Annotated in this window: 19 protein-coding genes and 1 other RNA gene; 9 read left to right on the forward strand and 11 right to left on the reverse strand. The window is 52.0% G+C overall.

Going from position 1 to position 22,435, the window contains the following annotated elements:
• Positions 1-20 precede the first annotated feature (20 nt).
• The 4 genes from NA389_RS10090 (at position 21) to lpp (ending at position 3,725) form a co-directional block, all read left to right on the forward strand.
• Complete coding sequence (locus NA389_RS10090) at positions 21-1,364, forward strand: APC family permease (protein ID WP_000756083.1); 1,344 nt, start codon at positions 21-23, stop codon at positions 1,362-1,364.
• A gap of 163 nt (positions 1,365-1,527) precedes the next feature.
• The gene (ynhH, locus tag NA389_RS10095; RefSeq protein ID WP_418143684.1) at positions 1,528-1,758 is read left to right on the forward strand and encodes a protein YnhH; all 231 of its coding nucleotides are present in this window, start codon (positions 1,528-1,530) and stop codon (positions 1,756-1,758) included.
• 7 nt (positions 1,759-1,765) lie between these two features.
• Entirely contained in the window at positions 1,766-3,178 is a 1,413-nt protein-coding gene (gene pykF, locus NA389_RS10100; protein WP_000751447.1) for a pyruvate kinase PykF, read from the forward strand.
• 310 nt (positions 3,179-3,488) lie between these two features.
• Positions 3,489-3,725, forward strand: coding sequence for a murein lipoprotein Lpp (lpp, locus tag NA389_RS10105; RefSeq protein ID WP_001082307.1), 237 nt, complete (start codon positions 3,489-3,491; stop codon positions 3,723-3,725).
• Positions 3,726-3,792: 67 nt separating this feature from the next.
• Here lpp and ldtE read toward each other — a convergent pair whose 3' ends face one another.
• The 7 genes from ldtE to sufA all read right to left on the reverse strand — a co-directional run bounded on the left by ldtE (position 3,793) and on the right by sufA (position 10,468).
• Positions 3,793-4,794 (reverse strand): L,D-transpeptidase LdtE, encoded by a 1,002-nt coding sequence (ldtE, locus tag NA389_RS10110; RefSeq protein WP_000817052.1) that lies wholly within the window; start codon positions 4,792-4,794, stop codon positions 3,793-3,795.
• Between the two features lie 154 nt (positions 4,795-4,948).
• Positions 4,949-5,365 carry a cysteine desulfuration protein SufE gene (gene sufE / locus NA389_RS10115; RefSeq protein WP_000729470.1) on the reverse strand — a complete coding sequence of 139 codons (417 nt, stop codon included), beginning with the start codon at positions 5,363-5,365 and terminating at the stop codon, positions 4,949-4,951.
• Between the two features lie 12 nt (positions 5,366-5,377).
• Positions 5,378-6,598 (reverse strand): cysteine desulfurase SufS, encoded by a 1,221-nt coding sequence (gene sufS / locus NA389_RS10120; protein ID WP_000143859.1) that lies wholly within the window; start codon positions 6,596-6,598, stop codon positions 5,378-5,380.
• The gene (gene sufD, locus NA389_RS10125; protein ID WP_000907929.1) at positions 6,595-7,866 is read right to left on the reverse strand and encodes a Fe-S cluster assembly protein SufD; all 1,272 of its coding nucleotides are present in this window, start codon (positions 7,864-7,866) and stop codon (positions 6,595-6,597) included. Before sufD ends, sufS begins: the two co-directional genes overlap by 4 nt.
• The gene (sufC, locus tag NA389_RS10130; RefSeq protein ID WP_000948904.1) at positions 7,841-8,587 is read right to left on the reverse strand and encodes a Fe-S cluster assembly ATPase SufC; all 747 of its coding nucleotides are present in this window, start codon (positions 8,585-8,587) and stop codon (positions 7,841-7,843) included. Before sufC ends, sufD begins: the two co-directional genes overlap by 26 nt.
• A gap of 16 nt (positions 8,588-8,603) precedes the next feature.
• A complete protein-coding gene (gene sufB, locus NA389_RS10135; protein WP_000089383.1) occupies positions 8,604-10,091 on the reverse strand; it encodes a Fe-S cluster assembly protein SufB in 1,488 nt (495 codons plus the stop codon).
• Positions 10,092-10,099: 8 nt separating this feature from the next.
• Complete coding sequence (gene sufA / locus NA389_RS10140; protein WP_000418969.1) at positions 10,100-10,468, reverse strand: Fe-S cluster assembly scaffold SufA; 369 nt, start codon at positions 10,466-10,468, stop codon at positions 10,100-10,102.
• A gap of 426 nt (positions 10,469-10,894) precedes the next feature.
• Between sufA and NA389_RS10145 the strand changes: the two genes are divergently transcribed.
• Positions 10,895-12,241: an L-cystine transporter gene (locus NA389_RS10145; RefSeq protein ID WP_000261857.1), complete on the forward strand. Its 1,347-nt coding sequence runs from the start codon at positions 10,895-10,897 to the stop codon at positions 12,239-12,241.
• A gap of 287 nt (positions 12,242-12,528) precedes the next feature.
• Here the strand turns inward: NA389_RS10145 and NA389_RS10150 are convergent, their stop codons facing one another.
• The 3 genes from NA389_RS10150 to ydiJ form a co-directional block, all read right to left on the reverse strand.
• Entirely contained in the window at positions 12,529-12,717 is a 189-nt protein-coding gene (locus NA389_RS10150) for a YdiH family protein (protein WP_001537749.1), read from the reverse strand.
• A 98-nt stretch (positions 12,718-12,815) separates the two neighbouring features.
• Positions 12,816-13,226: a 1,4-dihydroxy-2-naphthoyl-CoA hydrolase gene (gene menI, locus NA389_RS10155; RefSeq protein ID WP_000637926.1), complete on the reverse strand. Its 411-nt coding sequence runs from the start codon at positions 13,224-13,226 to the stop codon at positions 12,816-12,818.
• The gene (gene ydiJ, locus NA389_RS10160; RefSeq protein ID WP_000612911.1) at positions 13,223-16,279 is read right to left on the reverse strand and encodes a D-2-hydroxyglutarate dehydrogenase YdiJ; all 3,057 of its coding nucleotides are present in this window, start codon (positions 16,277-16,279) and stop codon (positions 13,223-13,225) included. Before ydiJ ends, menI begins: the two co-directional genes overlap by 4 nt.
• A gap of 264 nt (positions 16,280-16,543) precedes the next feature.
• On the opposite strand from ydiJ, the gene ydiK reads away from it, so the two are divergent.
• The 3 genes from ydiK (at position 16,544) to aroD (ending at position 18,772) form a co-directional block, all read left to right on the forward strand.
• Complete coding sequence (ydiK, locus tag NA389_RS10165; RefSeq protein WP_000248615.1) at positions 16,544-17,662, forward strand: AI-2E family transporter YdiK; 1,119 nt, start codon at positions 16,544-16,546, stop codon at positions 17,660-17,662.
• Between the two features lie 182 nt (positions 17,663-17,844).
• Positions 17,845-17,952: antisense sRNA RprA (gene rprA, locus NA389_RS10170), an RNA gene on the forward strand.
• Positions 17,953-18,013: 61 nt separating this feature from the next.
• Positions 18,014-18,772, forward strand: a complete 759-nt coding sequence (gene aroD, locus NA389_RS10175) for a type I 3-dehydroquinate dehydratase (protein WP_000860215.1) — start codon at positions 18,014-18,016, stop codon at positions 18,770-18,772.
• 99 nt (positions 18,773-18,871) lie between these two features.
• On the opposite strand, the gene ppsA is transcribed toward aroD, so the two are convergent.
• Complete coding sequence (ppsA, locus tag NA389_RS10180; RefSeq protein ID WP_000069342.1) at positions 18,872-21,250, reverse strand: phosphoenolpyruvate synthase; 2,379 nt, start codon at positions 21,248-21,250, stop codon at positions 18,872-18,874.
• Between the two features lie 336 nt (positions 21,251-21,586).
• Between ppsA and ppsR the strand changes: the two genes are divergently transcribed.
• The gene (gene ppsR / locus NA389_RS10185; protein ID WP_000370992.1) at positions 21,587-22,420 is read left to right on the forward strand and encodes a posphoenolpyruvate synthetase regulatory kinase/phosphorylase PpsR; all 834 of its coding nucleotides are present in this window, start codon (positions 21,587-21,589) and stop codon (positions 22,418-22,420) included.
• Positions 22,421-22,435 lie beyond the last annotated feature (15 nt).

Genomic DNA, 22,435 nt, shown 5'->3' on the forward strand with positions numbered 1-22,435 from the left:
AAGCCATTAAGGTATTTATCATGAAAAAAGTCAAAAAATTGTCTCTTACCGATTTAGTGCTTTATGGTCTGGTGTTTATGGTGCCTATCGCGCCAGTCTCTCTTTATGGCGTCGTTTATAATCTTTCGCACGGTATGGTTGCGCTGGTTTATATTATTGGCGCGATCGCGATGTTTTTTACCGCGTACAGCTACTCTACCTTATCGCAACATATCTCCTCGTCGGGTTCGGCCTATGCGTATGCTGGCGTATGCATTAATCCCGCCGTAGGGTTTCTGACCGGATGGATATTACTGTTGGATTATCTTTTGTTCCCTACGCTCGTGGCAGTGCTGGGCGGCGTCGCGGTCCACGCTATTTTACCGCAAATCCCGGTCTGGGTCTGGCCGTTGATTTATGTGGCTATTGGCACCGGAGTCAACTATCTCGGGATACAGCAAACGGCGAAATTTGATAAGTTACTGGTCTTCATTCAACTCGGTATTCTGGCGATTTTCGTTCTGCTCATTGTCCGTCTGTTGATGCTGGACAGTAGTCAGATAACGCTTTCCTTCCGGCCTTTTTTCGATTCACAGTGGTTCACCCCAGGGCTCATCGCGACGGCGATTTCGGTGGCTGCGCTGAACTTTCTCGGCTTTGACGCTATCAGTACATTAAGTGAAGAAAGCGAAGGCGGGGGACGCGCCGTCAGTAAAGCAACGCTGTTGGCGTTAGTTTTGGCGACGGTACTGTTTATTATCGTTGTGGCGTTTGCGGCGTTCGCCACCGGTAATGTCGACCGCTTCGCGGAAGGTAATGCGACGAATGAAGCATTTTTCACCATTGCCGGCAACGTTGGCGGTATCTGGCTCAAAGTGGCGTTTTCCATCATTGTGGCGTTTGTGTGCGCCGTCGGAAACATTATTACCGCGCAAACGGCGGTGTCCAGAGTGCTATTTTCAATGGGGCGCGACCGAATGTTGCCCGCCTTCCTCGCTCACGTCCATACCACGCGTAAAACGCCGGATTATGCCATTCTGTTTACCGGCGGCGTCACCCTACTGCTCAGCTACCTGTTTTCCGGCAAGATTGAATCTATCTCCACGCTGGTGAACTTTGGCGCGCTTTTCGCTTTTTTTGTCGTGAACCTGTGTGTGTTTATCCTGTTCAATTTCCGGATGAAAGCCCAGCGGCGCATTTTCGCCCATGTCATTTCGCCGATCATGGGGATGATCGTCATCGGCTACGTCTGTTTAAACATGAACATTCACGCTCTGATACTCGGAATTAGCTGGGCGGCGATCGGGATAGCGATTCTGTGCTATCGAAAAGCACACAACCAAAACATCGCCATCGACCTGGAAGGCAAAAAGTTGCTCGATTGACATTATGCGCAACAACACCCATTGTTGCGCAACGCCGCCCCTGTTCGGGCGGCGTCATCGCCAGCGACATCGTAAACAGCGTAATAACAAACCGTTGTGGATCTGCACAGATGTCTTTTGAAACAGGGTTTTCATTTTCCTTTTTTGTAAATTTCAGCGTATAATGCGCGCCAATTGTCTCTTGAATGGTTTCAGCGCATTGGACTGTAAAACTCAACGACTAAAATTATCCCCTTCCCGTTGGGCTGAAACGCGAGCACACATTCCTCTGCACGCTCTTTCGATGTCACCTATCCTTAGAGCGAGGCATCATCACTTTAGCAACACAGGCTTAGCTTCCGGGCCGTGCGCGCCCGAAGCCAGATTTCCATATCCTCCTCAACTTAAAGACTAAGACTGTCATGAAAAAGACGAAAATTGTTTGTACTATCGGTCCGAAAACCGAATCCGAAGAGATGTTAAGCAAAATGCTGGACGCGGGCATGAACGTGATGCGTCTGAACTTCTCTCATGGCGATTATGCAGAACACGGTCAGCGTATCCAGAACTTGCGCAACGTGATGAGCAAAACTGGTAAAAAAGCCGCTATTCTGCTTGATACTAAAGGACCAGAAATCCGCACCATTAAACTGGAAGGCGGTAACGACGTTTCGCTGAAAGCGGGTCAAACCTTCACTTTTACCACCGACAAATCCGTGGTCGGTAATAATGAAATCGTTGCCGTCACCTATGAAGGCTTCACCAGCGACCTGAGCGTTGGCAACACCGTCCTGGTTGACGATGGTCTGATCGGTATGGAAGTGACCGCCATCGAAGGCAATAAAGTAATTTGTAAGGTGCTGAACAACGGCGATCTGGGCGAGAACAAAGGCGTTAACCTGCCGGGCGTTTCTATTGCTCTGCCGGCGCTGGCTGAAAAAGACAAACAGGACCTGATCTTCGGTTGCGAACAGGGCGTTGACTTTGTTGCGGCGTCCTTTATCCGTAAACGTTCTGACGTTGTCGAAATTCGCGAGCATCTGAAAGCCCACGGCGGCGAAAACATCCAGATTATCTCTAAGATCGAAAACCAGGAAGGCCTGAACAACTTCGATGAAATTCTCGAAGCTTCCGACGGCATCATGGTTGCGCGTGGCGACCTGGGCGTAGAAATCCCGGTTGAAGAAGTGATTTTTGCGCAGAAAATGATGATCGAAAAATGTATCCGCGCACGTAAAGTCGTGATCACCGCGACTCAGATGCTGGATTCTATGATCAAAAACCCGCGTCCGACCCGTGCAGAAGCAGGCGACGTTGCGAACGCCATCCTCGACGGTACGGATGCGGTTATGCTGTCCGGCGAATCCGCAAAAGGGAAATACCCGCTGGAAGCCGTTTCTATCATGGCGACCATCTGCGAACGTACCGACCGTGTCATGAATAGCCGTCTGGACTACAACAACGACAGCCGTAAACTGCGCATTACGGAAGCGGTATGCCGCGGTGCGGTAGAAACCGCCGAAAAACTGGAAGCGCCGCTGATCGTGGTAGCGACCCAGGGCGGTAAATCCGCTCGCGCCGTGCGTAAATACTTCCCGGACGCCACCATCCTGGCATTGACCACCAATGAAGTGACCGCCCGTCAGTTAGTACTGAGCAAAGGCGTGGTATCGCAGCTGGTGAAAGAAATCAATTCTACTGATGATTTCTACCGTCTGGGCAAAGATGTCGCCCTGCAAAGCGGCCTCGCCCAGAAAGGTGACGTCGTAGTGATGGTCTCCGGCGCGCTGGTTCCAAGCGGCACCACTAACACCGCCTCTGTTCACGTACTGTAATAATTGTTGTGTGAATTAATTTGTTTAAAAAAGCGCCCTTCCGGCGCTTTTTTTATTTAATCGATAGCCACTATTAATAAAAAAATCAAATCGGATTTTACTATCTAATTGCGGATTATCTAAGAAGAATCCGATGGAAGCCCCCTGTTTTCTTTCGGTTTTTTAGGGACTTTCATGCATTTCGATGCTTCTTTGAGCGAACGATCAAAAATAAGTGCATTCCCATCAAAAAAATATTCTCAACATAAAAAAGTTTGTGTAATACTTGTAACGCTACATGGAGATTAACTCAATCTAGAGGGTATTAATAATGAATCGTACTAAACTGGTACTGGGCGCGGTAATCCTGGGTTCTACTCTGCTGGCTGGTTGCTCCAGCAACGCTAAAATCGATCAGCTGTCTTCTGACGTTCAGACTCTGAACGCTAAAGTTGACCAGCTGAGCAACGACGTGAACGCAATGCGTTCCGACGTTCAGGCTGCTAAAGACGACGCAGCTCGCGCTAACCAGCGTCTGGACAACCAGGCTACTAAATACCGTAAGTAATAGTACCTGCGTAATAAAAATGGCGCACATCGTGCGCCATTTTTTTGTCCGTCGTTTGCTGCGAAGGCTACTGCGTCGCGCGCGTTTGCCCCTCTTCCCCGACAAAACCGTTCTGAGCGGATTCGACTGCGGTCGTATTTACCGCTGGCGTCTGCCCGGCGCTCACACTGACAGGATACCCGGCTCGCCGGTATAGCGCCTTATCGACCAGGCGACTATCCACCCCTTGCGCGTTTCTGAATGCGGTAAATTCCGCAGGCAACACGTAGGGCATCGTCTGCACGTTTTGCTCTTCTTCCGGCGATAGCGGCCTGTGTACCTCTACATAACGAATGCCATTCGGCTCGACAGAGAATTTCACCGGCTGGTTAATCACTTTTACCGGCGTCCCCGTTCTGACCTGCGCAAATAACGCTTTGATGTCCGGCGCGTTCATGCGAATGCAACCGGAACTCACGCGCAGACCCACGCTATCCGGCGCGCTGGTGCCATGAATGAGATATTCCCCATTACCGTGCGCCAGACGCAGCGCATAGCGTCCCAGCGGGTTATTTGGCCCGGCAGGGATCACCGGCGGCAGCGTGATCCCCCGCTCAAGCGAACGTTGGCGTATGCCCGCCGTCGGCGTCCACGTCGGGTTGGGGATCTTTTGCCCTATCCGGGTGTCCATGACGGGAGTTTCCAGTCCCTGCAAACCGATGCCGATGGGATATACCTGAACGAGGTTTTCTCCCGGCGGATAATAATACAACCGTAGCTCCGCGAGGTTGACGATAACGCCTTCCCTGGGCGCATCCGGCAATAGCATCTGCGAGGGAATGGTAATTAGCGTACCGGGCTTAGGCACCGGCGCAATCGTATTGTTCGCTTCAAGAATGAGCATCGCCGTCGTATCAAAACGCCGGGCGATAGCCTGCAGGTTTTTATCACCTTCCTGTACGGTATAGGTTTGATTCTGACCAATAAGACGGCTGCCTTCGGGCGGTAATGGATAATCAACCGCCCAGGCTGCCTGTAACGCGCTATACGCGCCGATAATAGCTAGAGTAATGAAAGACGCACGTTTCATACCAAACCTCCTGTATTCCTGGTGATGTCCTCTGCGACGACTGATAGCGCTTCGCTTATCAGAACAACAAAATATACGCTCTGTCCACTCTGGATAAAGCGACGTCGCCGTCCGACAAAGGATTTGACATCAGGTAGAACGCTGTCTGTACAGTTTAGCTAAGAGTGGCGGCCTTAGCGCGAATTGCGCGAATCATTGCTTCCAGCCCCTGAGAACGAGAAGGCGTGAGGTGCTGTGTAAGCGCCATTTTTTCGAACCATGGCCGGACATCAAAATGCACAATATCCTGCGCCGTCATTTGGTGGTACAAAATAAATACCACCGCCATAAGGCCTTTAACGATCGCCGCGTCGCTGTCGCCCTGCAATTCGATAATGCCGTTGGCGTTTCGCCGCATCACGATCCACACCTGGCTCTGACAGCCATGAATCGTATTTTGCGGATTGCGATCCTGCGGATTTAACTCCGCCAGGCGCTGCCCCAACTCAATAATATATAAATATTTCTCTTCCCAATTAGCGCAACGCGTAAAGTTACGCAGCAATTTTTCTTTATCCGGTAGCGCAGCCATAAAACCTCACTGTTATCCCAATAAGCGGTGGATACGCGTTAATCCTGCCACCAGTCGGTCCACTTCTTCATGGGTGTTATACATCGCCAGCGAAGCCCGGCACATTGCCGGCACGCCATACCAGGCCATGAGCGGCATTGCGCAGTGATGCCCCGTTCGTACCGCGATGCCGTAATTATCAAGAAAGCTGCCGACGTCGTAAGCATGGTGTTTACCCAGATTAAACGCGATGACGCCCAACCGCTGTGCCGGACCATACAGCGTGATATCAGGCACCTGCGCCAGTTGCTCCAGCGCATAGCGCATCAGCATCTGCTCATAATCGCCAATCTTATCCAGTCCCAGCGACGTCACATAGTCAATTGCCGCGCCCAGACCGATGATGCCGCCAGTATTCGGCGTTCCCGCCTCAAAACGCCAGGGCGCTTTCGCCCATGTCGTTCCCTGCGTCAGGCTGACGGTCGAGATCATCGACCCGCCCCCTTCCCACGGCGGCATTTCTTGCAGCAACGCCTCTTTAACATACAGAATGCCGATGCCGGTCGGCCCGTAAAGTTTATGGCCGGAGAAAACGTAAAAATCGCAGTCCAGCGCCTGGACGTCAACAGCATGATGCATCACGGCCTGGGCGCCATCCACCAGCACTTTCGCCCCATGCTGGCGCGCCAGCGCAATCATGTCCGGCAGTGGGTTTTCCGTCCCCAGCACATTGGAAACGTGGGTAATGGCCAGCAGTCGGGTCCGGTCATCGAACAGCGCAGCTAAGGTCTCCAGCCGCAGCGTACCGTCAGGATGCAATGGGATCACGCGCAGTTCGGCGCCTTTGCGCTCGCACAGCATCTGCCAGGGAACGATGTTGGCGTGATGCTCCATCTCGCTGATAATAATGTTATCCCCGGCGCGAATATTTTCCGTTCCCCAACTGTTGGCGACAAGGTTAATGCCCTCCGTCGTACCGCGCACGAAAACCAGTTCTTCTGCGGAGCGGGCGTTAATAAACCGCGACGCCTGCTTACGCACATTCTCCATGCTTTCGGTCGCCTGCGCGCTTAACGTATGGATACCCCGATGTACCGCAGCATAGCCGTGACGGTAGAAGGCAGATTCAGCGTCAATCACCTGATTGGGTTTTTGAGCGCTGGCTGCGCTGTCCAGGTAAGCCAGCGGCAGGCCGTTAACTTCACGCTGCAGTATGGGAAAATCTGCCCGTACTTTTTCTACAGGAAATGTCATACCAGGCCTCCGGGCAGTCGCTGGCCGATTCGCGCCAGCACCTGCTGTTTAAGGGCGCTATCATGGATAGCTTCCGTTAACTCTGCGGCAAACGCGTAAAGAATCATGTGCCGCGCCTCCTGCTGCCTGATGCCGCGTGATTGCAGATAAAACATCTGCTCATCGTCAATACGCCCGATCGTCGCGCCGTGGCTGCACTTCACGTCATCGGCATAGATCTCCAATTGCGGTTTGGTATCGACTTCAGCCAGTTTCCCCAACAACAGGTTATTATTGGTCATCTGGCCGTCGGTTTTAATGGCGTGTTGCGCCACGTTAATCAGGCCATTAAAGACCGCGCGTCCTTTGTCGCTGACGATGGTCTTGTGCAACTGGCGGCTGTTACAGTAACCTTTGTTATGTTCCAGCCATGTCCGCGTATCGCAGACTTCATTTTTCACCGGCATCGCCAGACTATTCAGTCGAAGCGTCGCGTTTTCGCCATTCAGTTGTGAGCTGCTGTGGTGACGTAGTACTGCGGCGCCCAGCAGAAAACTGTGGCTAAACGCCGAGGCGTCTGTCGCCAGCAGAAGATCGTTATGCGCAAAGTGATAGCTGGACGCATTTTCAAACGCCAGTTTGATATGACGCAGTTGCGCATTGTCTGCAACGTTCATCGTCAGACGCGCGCCGGTAAAATGTTTTGCCGCTGTAAGGCTGACATAATGCTCAATAACCGTCGCTTCCGCGCCTTCCGCCAGCGCCAGATGGTGGCGATAATGCGCGGTATTCAGCTCGTCGCCATCCACGCCCTGCGTGATATGCATTAACAGTAGCGGCCTGGTCGGACGCTGATTTCGCCGTACCTGTATATACGTGACACATTGCGCCAGGCTTTCCGTCAGATGCAGAAAAACCTCGGGATGTACCGGCGCGGCAAGCGTCTGGCGTTCATCCCTGACGCTAACGTCAAATCCGCTGTTTTGCGTGCTATCACTAAGCTCTGGCATAAACCGACCGTCGACAAACACCAGCCGCACGGCATCGATTTGCAGCGCCAGCGCATCACGCTGTGCGGCGCTGATAGTCGCACACTGCTGGATAAACTGGCTATGGGTTAAGCCCTCCAGCGGCGTGTATTTCCAGTCTTCATGTTTACGCGTCGGCAATCCCAGACGTAACATCTGTTGTAAATGTTGTCTTGCCTGCTCAGTTCGACTTTCTCCTTTTTCTTCAAAGAGATGCTGCCATTGCTGTAGCGCTTTACTGCTGTTCGGTAAGCCAGCCATAACCCTGCTCCTCCAGTTGTTTGACCAGAGTAAAATCGCCGGATCGGACAATTCGCCCCTGATAGAGGACATGGACGTAATCAGGCTTGATGTAGTCCAGTATGCGCTGATAGTGGGTCACGATAATAAAAGCGCGTTTATCGTCGCGTAACGCGTTGACGCCTTCCGCCACAATTTTCAACGCATCGATATCCAGTCCGGAGTCCGACTCATCAAGGATGCACAGTTCCGGCTCCAGCACCGCCATTTGCAAAATATCATTGCGCTTTTTCTCCCCGCCGGAAAAACCGACGTTTACCGAACGGGTCAGCAAATCTTCCGGCATTTTCAGCAATGCGATCTTTTCTTCCATCAGATCCTGAAAATCAAAGCGATCCAACGACGTCTGCCCGCGGTAGGCGCGCACGGCATTCAGCGCGGTTTGCAGGAAAAACTGGTTACTGACGCCGGGGATTTCTACCGGGTACTGGAAGGCCATAAAAATCCCTTCGCCCGCCCGTTCCTCCGGCGACAGTTCAAGCAGATCTTTACCTTTGAACGTAACCGAGCCGCCGGTGACCTCGTAATCTTCACGTCCCGCCAGGGTGGCGGAGAGCGTGCTTTTCCCGGAACCGTTCGGCCCCATAATGGCGTGAACTTCGCCGGGGCGAATCTCCAGATTCAGGCCACGCAAAATCGCTTTTTCTTCCACACTGACCTGTAAATCTTTAATGCTTAACATGGGTTTTCCTTCATCATTAACCGACGCTGTGCTCAAGGCTAATCGCCAGCAGTTTTTGCGCTTCAACGGCAAACTCCAGCGGCAGTTCCGAGAAAACGTCTTTACAGAAACCGTTGACGATCATCGAAATAGCGTCTTCTTCGCTGATGCCGCGTTGCAGACAATAGAAAAGCTGATCTTCACCGATGCGTGATGTTGTCGCTTCGTGCTCCAGCTGCGCGCTGTTATTGCGGCATTCAACATACGGGAACGTATGCGCGCCGCAGTCCGCGCCAATCAACATGGAGTCGCATTGGGTGAAATTTCGGGCGTTGGTCGCCGTCGGCATAATTTTTACCAACCCACGGTAGCTGTTCTGGCTGTGGCCGGCGGAAATGCCTTTTGAGATAATGGTTGAGCGCGTGTTTTTACCGATATGGATCATTTTGGTACCGGTGTCAGCCTGCTGATGTCCACTGGTCAGCGCAACGGAATAGAACTCGCCGATAGAATTATCACCACGCAGAATACAGCTCGGGTATTTCCAGGTAATCGCCGAACCGGTTTCCGACTGGGTCCACGACATCTTGCTGTTTTCCCCTTCGCACAACGCCCGCTTGGTCACAAAGTTCAGAATACCACCCGTGTTGTTGTCGCCCGGGAACCAGTTTTGTACGGTGGAATATTTTACTTCAGCATCTTTATGGATGATGACTTCCACTACCGCGGCGTGGAGCTGATAACTGTCGCGTACGGGCGCGGAGCAGCCTTCGATATAACTCACATAGCTGCCTTCATCCGCCACCAGAATCGTGCGCTCAAACTGACCGGTTTTCTCAGCGTTAATGCGAAAATAGGTGGATAACTCCATCGGGCAACGCACGCCTTTGGGAACATAGATAAATGTCCCATCGGAAGCGACTGCCGCATTCAGCGCGGCAAAAAAGTTATCGTTCCCCGGCACGACGGTGCCAAGATATTTCCTGACCAGGTCAGGGTGATCGTGTATCGCTTCGCCAAAAGAACAGAAAATAATGCCCTGTTCCGCCAGTTTTTCACGGTATGTGGTCGCTACGGAGACCGAGTCAAAAATCGCATCGACGGCGACCTCTTTCCCTTCGCGAACCGGAACGCCAAGTTGCTCGAAGGCGTCTTCTACCTCTTTACTCAAAAAGGTATTCGCGCCCGTTTGCTGTACGGCTCCGGGCTGGGAAACGCAGCTATCGTCGCAGTTTCCACATGATGGCGCAGAGTAATAGCTGTAGTCCTGATAGTTCAGTTTATCGTAGTGCGCCTTCAGCCAGTGCGGTTCATCCATGTCCAGCCAGGCTCTATAGGCATTGAGACGAAATTCCAGCATCCACTCAGGTTCGTTACGCTTTGCGGAAATCGCGCGCACCACCTCTTCGCTGATGCCTTTTGCCAGTTCATCAGTGGGTAGTTGCGTGAAAAATCCTTCTTTGTAATTAAGGCGTCCGCCTGTCCAGATGCCGACCTCTTCCGTTGCTTCAGTATTACGAGACATAGTACCGCCTATACCCCAAAACTTTCGCCGCAGCCGCATTCATTCTGGGCTTTGGGGTTATGAAATTTAAATAACTGGTTCAGCCCTTCCTGTACGTAATCCACTTCTGTTCCGTCAATAAAAGGCATCGCCTGTAACGGTGCGAAAAGCTTTGCGCCTTCGGCTTCAAAAACCAGATCGTCTTTATCCGGCTCCCGAACGGTATCCAGAACATAGCCGAATCCGGCACATCCCGTCTGTTTTACGCTTAACCGCACGCCCAACATGCCCGGCTGCTTTGCTGCCAGTTCACGTATGTGCGCTGCCGCCGCTGGCGTTAACGTCAGCCCTTGCCAGGGGAAGTCCTCCGGGTTAAACGTGTCTGAATGCAATTCCATAGAGTTACCTCGCGTTCTAAATCACCAGGATATAACAGCATGTTAGTGATAATGATTATCACTTCAACCCCTTAACCGCAGGGGCTTTCCAACAAATGGTCATATTGAGCGCCTTTTATTAAGCATAGACCCTGTCCGCCAGGTCATACGATAGACAAAAAATCACTTAACCTTTTGATAATTAACGATTTATAAGATGTTAACCGTTCTGGCAGGTCAAAAACGAAAAGATGTATAGAAAATGACTATTTAATTAATAGGCTGTCGACATTGCCGGGTGGCGAGGTCAGAACCCCATTTTTTGTATGGATACCTGGCGTTGCGCTCTTTATAATCCGCTGCGGTTCTATAACTCAGTTTGAGCTATAGGTTTATGTAAACTCTTTCCGGCATTTCAGGTGCTGAATGAGGCAAGAGGCTTAAAATATGGTTGTTACGCTCGCGTATATCGCACTTTTTTTGGTTTTCTCGTGGGTCATCTTGAGAATTAATCAAAAAAGCGATTCCCTGTCGAAAAGCGTTTTTATCGCTATCTTTTTAGGGGCTGTTATTGGTTTATCCCTGCATTTTATTTCAGCAAATCACACTAAAACTATTATCGAATGGTACAGCATCGTCGGCAATGGTTACGTCCACCTGTTAAAACTGGTCGCTATACCGCTAATTTTTATTTCTATTCTTTCCGCCATCAATAAACTGGAAAATAGCGCCGGCATCGGAAAAATGTCGCTGACGATCGTCGGATGCATGTTATGCCTGGTGATGGCTGCCGGTTTTATCGGATTACTGACCGCTCATGTGCTGGGGCTTGATGCCAGCGCTTTTGTGCACATGCCGTCAATGTTAACTACGGAAGAAGTCAATAAGACTGCCGCGGTGTCGATTCCCCAGTTAGTGACATCGCTGATCCCGACTAATATTTTTCTTGATCTTACGGGAGCCAGAAGTGTTTCCGTTATCGGCATCGTTATCTTCACGCTAATAGCGGGGATCGCTCTGTTAAAGGTCAAAAAAGAGGCGCCGGAAGAAGGTCAGAAATTAAGCGCAGGCATTAACGCTATTCAGATCTGGGTCATGAAGATGGTACGTATCGTTATTGCATTAACGCCCTATGGCGTCATGGCATTAATGACTACCGTATTTTCATCATACCGCCTTGAACAATTCGCCAGTTTACTTGGTTTTATCGGTGCCTGTTACATCGCGATTTTCATGATGTTTATCGTGCACGCCATTTTGCTGATCCTCAGCGGTAATAATCCAGCGCGTTATTTCAGAATGGTCTGGCCCGTCTTAACCTTTGCGTTTGTTTCCCGCAGCAGCGCAGCCTCTATCCCGCTGGCCATTTCCGCCCAGGAAAAATTTGGCGTACAAAGCACCATTGCCAATATTTCCGCCTCGTTTGGCTCCAGTATGGGGCAAAATGGCTGCGCCGGGATTTATCCGGCTATTATGGTAGCGATGATTGCGCCCACCATCGGCATTGATCCGCTCTCGCTGCATTTTCTGGCCGCGATGTTGCCTGCCATTGCGCTAGGGTCTATTGGCGTAGCCGGCGTCGGCGGCGGTGGTACGTTCGCGGCGCTGATTGTCCTGTCGACGTTGAATTTTCCCGTTGCGCTGGTCGGTATTTTTATTGCCATCGAACCTATCGTTGATATGGCCCGCACGGCTCTGAACGTTAACGGATCGATGATGTCAGGTGTGCTGGCTAACCGTATTTTGAATAATCATACGGCTGACGACATGCCAGCGGTTATTGACAGACCTTAGTTTTTTACGCGCCCGGAAAAGAAAAACCCTTAAGTCTGTTCAATACAGGCTTAAGGGTTCCGGCCCCATCCGGCGCTTATCTCCGGCACTCTTAATGGCTTAGCTCTTGAAGGGGCATAAGAATAATCTCATAAAGAGAGCGCGCCTTTTTAGCACAAATGGCGATCTGTATTTTTTTTAAACAAAATCAAGAGGATTATCTATTACCTGGGGACAGGGTCTGGTGAGATTGCCTGGTAACATAGCCGGATGGCGGCTAACGCCTTATCCGGCCTACACCGACTTTATTAATGCACGCCCAACCGCCAGGCGAAATAGATCTCTTCTTTCAGTTCGGTTGCAGAGAGGGTGAGGAGATCGGCAAACTCTAACTCCAGCTGTTTTAAACGCTTCAAATACTGCGCGGGAGAAAGTTCGGTTTTATCACGGCGTAAAAATTCAATCGCCAGTTGGGTTGGGTCTAAATCAGTAGACATATCATCCTCGCTTATGTGTAAACGTGCACAGTATATCACCTTTTTCTGCGCACATTTTGACCAAAAGCAATATGCATCACACTTTTATGGTGACAACGTCACACAATCGCCGTAGTAAGGCGCGAAGAACAGCACAGACGTCCCTGTTCATCAAAGATCTCTATCTGCCAGACCTGATGGCGAGCCCCGGTATGCAACGCTTTACAGACGCCTCGTACGCGCCCCTGACGCGCCGACCGTACATGGTTGGCATTCACCTCCAGCCCCACCACCTTTTGCTCCCCCTGCGTACACAGATAGCCTGCGACCGAGCCGATACTTTCCGCCAGCACCACAGACGCTCCGCCATGCAGCAAGCCGAACGGCTGTTTGGTGCGATGATCGACGGGCATTGTCGCTTCCAGCGTATCGTCCCCAATATGCTCAAAGCGGATATCAAGCAGGCCAACCATATTCCCTTCCCCCATCGCATTAAGCGCATCGAGGGTCACTTCACGTTTCCAGATCAACCTATAATCTCCAGTAATGCCTGCAACGGGTGACGCACGCCCGTACCTTCAATGCGTTTAACCTGGCTTCGGCAGGAATAGCCGGTTGCCAGGCAACGGTTTCGCGGTAGACGTTGCATCGCCTGATGCCAGGATAGCTCATAAATTCCCAGCGAATTTTTATGATTGGTGAGTTCATGTCCATAAGTGCCCGCCATACCGCAGCAGCCTACGCTGACATTTTCCAGCTTCGCGCCAAAATGGGCAAAGATGGCGGCCCACTGCGCAGGCGCGCCGGGTAACGCCGTGACTTCCGTACAATGACCAAAAAAGTACCACGGTTCGCCGCTCACCTCGACGGACAGTCTTGCATTTATTTCCTGCGCCAACCATTCATTCACCAACAACACATGAAAATCGCCGCGCTGTTCGCCCAGCGCCAGTTTGTATTCGTCGCGATAACACAGTACCAGCGCCGGATCGACGCCCACCATCGGCATCCCCAACGCGGCGATCCGATTAAGGAACTCAGAGGTTTTTTTCGCCGTTTTCGCAAAGCGATTAAGAAAACCTTTAATATGCTGCGCCTTACCATTCGGCGAGAACGGTAACAATACCGGCCTCCTGCCCAGTTTTTCCGCCAGGCGGATAAAGTCCGCTACGACCCGGGCGTCGTAGTAGCTGGTAAACGGGTCCTGAACCACCAGTACCGTTTTCGCTTTTTGCTCGGCGCTCATGCGCTCCAGTTGCTCAAGCGTCATATTAGCGGACGGATGGCCCACCAGTTGCTGTTGCAATGAAGGGGCAGAAAGCAGAGGTAAATCCACCATACCGATATGTTTTTTCGCCAGATTGCGAACCATCGGTTGGTTAATAAAAAAGTTAAAGGTCTTTGGCGCACGCGCCATCAGCGGCGCGTAGGTCTCGACCGTCGCCACCAGATGATCGCGTACCGGACGCAGATAACGCGTATGGTAAAGCTGTAAGAAACGTGAACGAAACTCCGGAACATCGATTTTAATCGGACACTGGGTCGTACAGGCTTTACACGCCAGACAGCCGGACATGGCCTCTTTAACTTCATGGGAAAAGTCATACTCGCCTTTGCGTTTGTGCCAACTATTCCGGGTGCGAGCAATCAGCGTGCGCAAGCTGGCGCGTTTTTCCGGCAGCTCCTTTTCCAGCTTCAACGGATCGACGCCGCGATCGGCCAATAGACGGAGCCATTCCCGCACCAGCGTCGCCCGCCCTTTCGGCGAGTGGATCCGGTTAAGGCTAATTTTCATCGACGGGCACATTGGGCTTTTCGCATCGAAATTAAAGCACAGGCCGTTACCATTACACTCCATAGCGCCGCGCCAGGTCTGCCGCACCGCCAGCGGGATTTGCCGATCCCAGGTGCCGCGTTTTACCGCATCCACCTTCATCATCGGCGCCTCTATCCCCTGCGGTGGACAGATTTTACCCGGGTTAAGTCGATTATGCGGATCAAAAGCCGCTTTTATTTTGCGCAGCTCGCCATACAGGACTTCGCCGAAAAAGGCCGGGCTGTATTCCGCACGAAAACCTTTTCCATGCTCACCCCACAACAGCCCGCCGTATCTGGCAGTCAGTGCGACGACCTCATCGGAGATCTGTTTCATCAGCAGTTCCTGCTGCGGATCGCACATATCCAGCGCCGGACGCACATGCAGCACCCCGGCATCCACGTGGCCGAACATGCCGTAACTTAAGCCATGACCATCCAGCAGAGCGCGAAATTCGGCGATGTAATCGGCCAGATGTTCAGGCGGCACGCAGGTATCTTCCGCAAAAGGAATCGGTTTGGCTGCGCCTTTCGCATTACCCAGCAGCCCTACCGCTTTTTTACGCATCGCGTAAATACGCTCAATACCCGTCAAATCGGTACAAAGTTGCCAGCCGATCACGCCCGCTTCCGCACGCGCCATCAGGCCATCCAGCCGGTGGCACAGCGTCTCGACCTGCCCGTCAATAAGCGCTTCATCGTCACCCGCGAATTCCACGATATTCAGGCCAAGCATCTCTTTATCCGGCACATCGGTAATCAATTCGCTAACGGAGTGCCAGACAATATCTTCCCGCGCGAGGTTAAGGACTTTGGAATCGACCGTCTCGACGGATAAGGCGCGCGCATCAACCATAAAAGGGGCGCTACGCAGCGCGGAATCAAAGGAGTCGTATTTTACATTCACCAGACGGCGGACTTTGGGTATCGGGGTAATATCCAGCCGGGCTTCAGTAATAAACGCCAGCGTCCCTTCCGACCCCGTTAAGATGCGGGTAAGATCGAAGCGGGTCATGTCATCGTTAAAGACGTGGCGTAAATCGTAGCCTGTCAGGAAGCGATTGAGCTTTGGAAAGCTATCGAGGATAAGTTGACGGTTTTCCAGGCAGGACTGATAGACGGTCTGATAGATGCGGCCTGGCATCGTCGTGTTTTCACCCAACGTCCGGGCAAGCTCTACGGGCATCGATTGCGTGTCAAGGATATCGCCCCCCAACAATACGGCCCGTATGCCTAAGACGTGATCTGACGTTTTTCCATAGACCAGCGACCCCTGACCAGAGGCATCGGTATTAATCATACCGCCAAGCGTTGCGCGATTACTGGTGGAAAGTTCCGGCGCAAAAAAATAGCCATACGGCTTTAACGCCTGATTAAGCTGATCTTTTATCACTCCCGCCTCTACCCGCACCCATCCCTCTTCAGGATTAATTTCAATAATGCGGTTCATATAGCGGGACATATCAACAATAATGCCCTGGTTTAGCGCCTGGCCATTCGTGCCAGTACCGCCGCCTCGCGGGGTAAATATCAGCGACGTAAAGCGCGGCTCCGCCGCCAGACGGGCAAGAAGCGCGACATCCGCCGTAGAACGGGGAAACACAACAGCATCGGGAAGAAGCTGGTAGATACTGTTATCGGTCGACATTGTCAGACGGTCGGCATAGCTGGTTGCCGTATCGCCCGTAAACCCTTGCTGCTCCAGCGCCTGCAAAAAATTGAGCACCAGCTGAACGACGCCGGGTGCCTGAGAAATTTGTGGAATCATTATATTGACCTTTTCCTGCGGTCTATGTTGTGAACGGTGGCGCCCAACCCGGCGAGCGCGAGCGGTCTACGCACAGGAAGGGATGCTTAATCGTTTGCGTGTTGCGTTATTTGTTGTATCACATTTTTTTCCTGTGCGCCCAACAGAATTACATGCAGAATCGGCCTGTTAAAAACCGCTGAAATTGCTCATCATTATAGGGTGTGGTTTGCATGTTCACGTCGCGCCAACGTTCTGGCGCAAAGACAAAGGTGAAAAGTATTTATGGTAAATGTTCGTCAGCCCAGGGATATTGCGCAAGTGCTGCTATCGGTGCTGTTTTTAGCCATCATGATTGTGGCCTGTTTGTGGATAGTACAGCCTTTTATTTTGGGGTTTGCATGGGCAGGTACGATTGTTATCGCGACCTGGCCCGTTTTGCTGAAATTACAAAAAATATTGTGGGGCCGCCGCTCGCTTGCCGTACTGGTCATGACGCTGCTGTTAGTGCTGCTCTTCGTTATTCCCGTCGCCTTGCTGGTGAACAGCATTGTCGACGGTAGCGGCCCGCTCATCCATGCAGTGACTGGCGGCGATATGACGCTACCCGATCTGGCATGGTTAAATAATATTCCGTTAGTTGGCGCCAAACTGTATGCCGGATGGCATAGCCTGCTGGATATGGGCGGTAGCGCTATTATGGCGAAAGTGCGGCCTTATATCGGCACAACCACGACCTGGTTTGTCGGTCAGGCGGCGCATATCGGACGCTTTATGATGCACTGCGCCCTGATGCTGTTGTTTAGCGCCCTGCTTTACTGGCGCGGCGAACAAGTGGCGATGGGAATACGCCATTTTGCCTGTCGTCTCGCGGCTAAACGCGGCGATGCGGCGGTTCTGCTGGCTGCCCAGGCGATCCGCGCCGTGGCGCTTGGCGTGGTGGTCACCGCGCTGGTACAGGCGGTACTTGGCGGCGTCGGGCTGGCGATTTCCGGCGTGCCTTACGCTACCCTGTTGACGGTAGTGATGATCCTTTCGTGTCTGGTTCAGTTGGGGCCGTTGCCGGTATTGATTCCAGCCATTATCTGGCTTTACTGGACAGGCGACACCACCTGGGGCACCGTGCTGCTGGTTTGGAGCGCCGTCGTCGGCACGCTGGATAACGTGATTCGCCCGGTGCTCATCCGCATGGGCGCCGATTTACCGCTGCTTCTGATCCTTTCCGGGGTAATCGGCGGACTGATTGCATTCGGTATGATTGGTCTGTTTATTGGACCGGTGCTTCTGGCCGTGACCTGGCGTTTGTTCTCCGCATGGGTACATGAAGTTCCGGCGCCGACGAATGAACCAGAGGAGATCCTTGAAGAGCTGGATGACATCGAGGAAGCCAACAAGCAGTCATAATCCCGTCGGGCGGCATCGCCGCCCGATGCTTTAGCGACGTTTATCAATTCAACGCACACCCCATTTTGATTCGCCCGTCTGTTCCCCGCCGCATCTCATTTCTGTCGCAAATCCGTTACAGTTTTTAAACTATTGAGACGAATCTGATCGACGCAAAAAGTGCTCATGCCTACTATTAGCACACGGTTATAAATCAACACATTGATTTATAAGCATGGAAATCCCCTGAGTGAAACAACGAATTGCTGTGTGTAGTCTTTGCCCGTCTCCTACGATGGGCTTTTTTTTTACTTCAAGCGGCCAGCCTCACCGTTCATAATGGCGAGAAGAAAAAAAACTGACAGGACACGCATGAAAACCGTCACCGTAAAAAATCTTATCATTGGCGAAGGGATGCCCAAAATTATCGTGTCGTTGATGGGAAGAGACATCAATAGCGTGAAAGCAGAGGCGCTAGCCTACCGCGAAGCTACATTCGATATTCTGGAGTGGCGCGTGGATCACTTTATGGATATCGCATCGACTCAATCCGTTCTTACCGCTGCGCGTGTTATCCGCGATGCGATGCCTGACATTCCGTTACTGTTTACTTTCCGCAGCGCCAAAGAAGGCGGCGAGCAGACAATAACCACTCAGCATTATCTCACGCTTAATCGTGCCGCAATCGACAGCGGCCTGGTCGATATGATCGATCTTGAGCTATTTACCGGTGATGCTGACGTTAAAGCCACTGTCGATTATGCCCATGCGCATAATGTTTATGTCGTGATGTCTAACCACGATTTTCACCAGACGCCGTCCGCAGAGGAAATGGTTCTGCGGCTACGTAAAATGCAAGCGCTCGGCGCGGATATTCCCAAGATTGCCGTTATGCCGCAAAGCAAGCATGATGTATTAACGTTACTCACTGCCACGCTGGAGATGCAGCAACATTACGCCGACCGTCCGGTAATTACTATGTCAATGGCGAAAGAGGGTGTCATTTCACGTCTGGCAGGGGAAGTGTTTGGCTCTGCCGCCACGTTTGGCGCGGTGAAGCAGGCTTCAGCGCCGGGGCAAATCGCCGTAAATGATCTACGCAGTGTATTAATGATTCTGCACAACGCCTGACCCGGCATTATGCAGGCGTCGGGCAACTTACGCCCTATCCGGCCTACACAACATGTTTCTTGTGCAGGCCGGATAAGCATAGCGTTATCTGGTCACGGTTTACTTCTTCAGTTCCGCCAGACTCAGCCAGGTCTGAACCACGGTGTCCGGGTTCAGAGACAGGCTGTCGATCCCCTCTTCCATCAGCCAGGCGGCAAAGTCTTCATGGTCGGACGGGCCCTGGCCGCAAATTCCAACATATTTGCCCTGTTTTTTCGCCGCGCGGATCGCCATCGACAGTAGCGCTTTCACCGCGTCGTTACGCTCGTCAAACAGTTCAGACACCACGCCGGAATCGCGATCCAGCCCCAGCGCCAGCTGCGTCATGTCGTTAGAACCAATCGAGAAGCCATCAAAATATTCGAGGAACTGTTCAGCCAGCAAGGCATTGGACGGGATCTCGCACATCATGATGATCTTCAGCCCGTTCTCGCCGCGTTTAAGCCCCTGGCGCGCCAGCTCTTCGATGACCGCTTTCGCCTGGTCGACCGTCCGCACGAACGGGATCATGATTTCGACGTTGGTAAGGCCCATATCGTTGCGCACGCGTTTCACCGCTTCGCATTCCAGCGCAAAACAATCGCGGAAACTTTCTGCGACGTAACGGCCCGCGCCGCGGAAGCCCAGCATAGGGTTTTCTTCATGCGGCTCATAGCGTTCGCCGCCGACCAGGTTGGCGTATTCGTTGGACTTAAAGTCAGACAGACGAACGATAACGCGTTTCGGGTAGAAGGCGGCGCCTAACGTCGCGATCCCTTCCGTCAGTCGACCAACGTAAAATTCACGCGGCGAGTCAAACCCTTTCATCATCTCACGAATGTCGTTTTGCAGCGCGGCATCCTGGTCGTCAAACTCCAGCAGCGCACGCGGGTGAACGCCAATCATACGGTTAATGATGAATTCCAGTCGCGCCAGACCTACACCTTCATTCGGCAAGCAGGCAAAGTCAAATGCCCTGTCCGGGTTGCCGACATTCATCATGACCTTCAGCGGTAGCTCTGGCATGGTGTCTACGCTGGAGCTTTTTACGCTGAAATCCAGCATGTCGGCATAAACATAACCGGTATCACCTTCTGCGCAGGAGACGGTTACTTTTTCGCCATCTTTCATGCGTTCGGTGGCGTCGCCGCAGCCGACTACCGCCGGAATGCCCAATTCGCGGGCGATAATCGCCGCGTGACAGGTGCGCCCGCCACGGTTAGTGACAATCGCCGCCGCTTTTTTCATGATCGGTTCCCAGTCCGGGTCGGTCATATCGGTGACAAGCACATCGCCAGGCTCAATACGGTTCATTTCGCCGATATCATGAATAACTTTTACTGTACCTGCGCCGATACGATGCCCAATGGCACGACCTTCGGCAATGATTTTCCCCTGCGCATGTAGCGTATAACGCTCCATCACCTGGCCACGGGAGCGCACGGTTTCCGGACGTGCCTGCACAATAAAGAGTTTACCGGTATGACCGTCTTTCGCCCATTCGATATCCATCGGACGACCATAGTGCTGCTCAATCTGCACCGCTTGTTTCGCCAGTTCCTGCACTTCTTCGTTGGTGAGCGAGAAAATGTCGCGCTGTTCCTGCGGCACATCCTCAATCTTCACTTGCTTGCCGTGCTCCTGGGTGGCGGCATAAACCATGCGGATTTTTTTCGACCCCATGGTGCGGCGTACGATGGCCGGACGGCCTGCCGCCAGGGTTGGCTTATGGACATAAAATTCATCCGGGTTAACCGCGCCCTGCACCACCATTTCACCCAGTCCCCATGCCGAAGTGATAAAGACCACCTGGTCAAAACCGGATTCGGTATCGATAGAGAACATCACCCCTGACGAGGCGAGATCGGAGCGAACCATCCGCTGCACGCCAGCGGAAAGCGCTACGCCGCGATGATCATATCCCTGGTGAACGCGATAAGAGATGGCGCGATCGTTAAACAGAGAAGCAAATACGTGTTTCACTGCCACCAGAACCGCATCGAAGCCTTGAACGTTAAGAAACGTTTCCTGTTGACCCGCAAACGAAGCATCTGGCATATCTTCCGCCGTGGCGGAGGAACGCACGGCAAAAGAGGCATTTTCATCATCCGACGAAAGCTGCGCATAGGTATCGCGGATGGCGTTTTCCAGCTCCGGCTGGAAAGGAGTGTCGATAATCCACTGGCGGATCTGCGCGCCCGCTTTCGCCAGCTGGGAGACATCATCAATATCTGTCTTATCCAGCAGCTCATAAATGCGCTGGTTTACGCCGCTTTGATCCAAAAACTGGTTAAACGCATCGGCAGTGGTTGCAAAACCATTCGGAACGGATACGCCCATGCCGGAAAGGTTAGTAATCATTTCACCCAGGGAGGCATTTTTGCCCCCAACTCTGTCTACATCATTCATGCCGAGTTGGTTATACCAAAGCACCAGCGGTGACGAGCCATTGTTGGACATCGAACAATCCTTTTGTGATAAATGAACGAGTTTAAGAAACACATAGTTGCGTATTTATCCTGGCATACTTAAACCCGCGAAAAAAACGGTGAATCGTTCAAGCAAATTTATTTTTTCATTTTTTCAGATTGTTTACGTAGTTGCGCAAACCCGCGCATAGCACGGCATTCCCTTAATCACCCTCGGTATAAACTGCGTTTCCAGGAAATGAAACACACTTTTCATTAATTATAAAAAGTGTCTGTCATTTTATAAAATAAGCGACAAGTTATACGTTTCCCGTTACTTTTAATTTATGCTTTCAGATAATTATGTTTACTCTTCAGGATGAACAGAATGGATAATGTTGTTGATCGCCATGTTTTCTATATTTCTGATGGTACCGCCATCACCGCCGAGGTCCTGGGTCACGCGGTTATGTCGCAGTTTCCGGTGACGATCAGCAGCATCACGCTGCCATTCGTGGAAAACGAAAGTCGCGCCCGCGCCGTCAAAGACCAAATTGACGCCATTTATCAGCAAACCGGCGTTCGCCCGCTGGTGTTTTACTCGATTGTTTTACCTGAAATTCGCGCCATCATCTTACAGAGCGAAGGTTTCTGCCAGGATATCGTCCAGGCGCTGGTGGCGCCGCTTCAGCAGGAGATGAAACTGGATCCGACGCCGATCGCTCATCGTACTCATGGGCTTAATCCGGGTAACCTGAACAAGTATGACGCCCGTATTGCCGCTATCGATTATACCCTGGCGCATGATGATGGCATTTCATTGCGCAACCTCGATCAGGCTCAGGTCATTTTGCTTGGCGTTTCGCGCTGTGGAAAAACGCCCACCAGTCTCTATCTGGCGATGCAATTCGGTATTCGTGCGGCTAACTACCCTTTCATCGCCGATGATATGGATAATTTGACGCTGCCCACATCGTTAAAACCGCTACAACATAAACTGTTCGGCCTGACAATTGACCCTGAACGCCTGGCGGCTATTCGCGAAGAACGCCGTGAAAACAGTCGCTATGCCTCGTTGCGTCAGTGCCGCATGGAAGTGGCGGAGGTCGAAGCGCTGTATCGTAAGAATCAGATCCCCTGCCTGAACAGCACCAATTATTCCGTTGAAGAGATAGCCACCAAGATTCTCGATATTATGGGGCTTAACCGCAGAATGTACTAGCAAACTAGTTTAATG

The organism is Salmonella sp. NW645, assembly GCF_051703725.1.
GTDB classification, from domain to species: domain Bacteria; phylum Pseudomonadota; class Gammaproteobacteria; order Enterobacterales; family Enterobacteriaceae; genus Salmonella; species Salmonella enterica.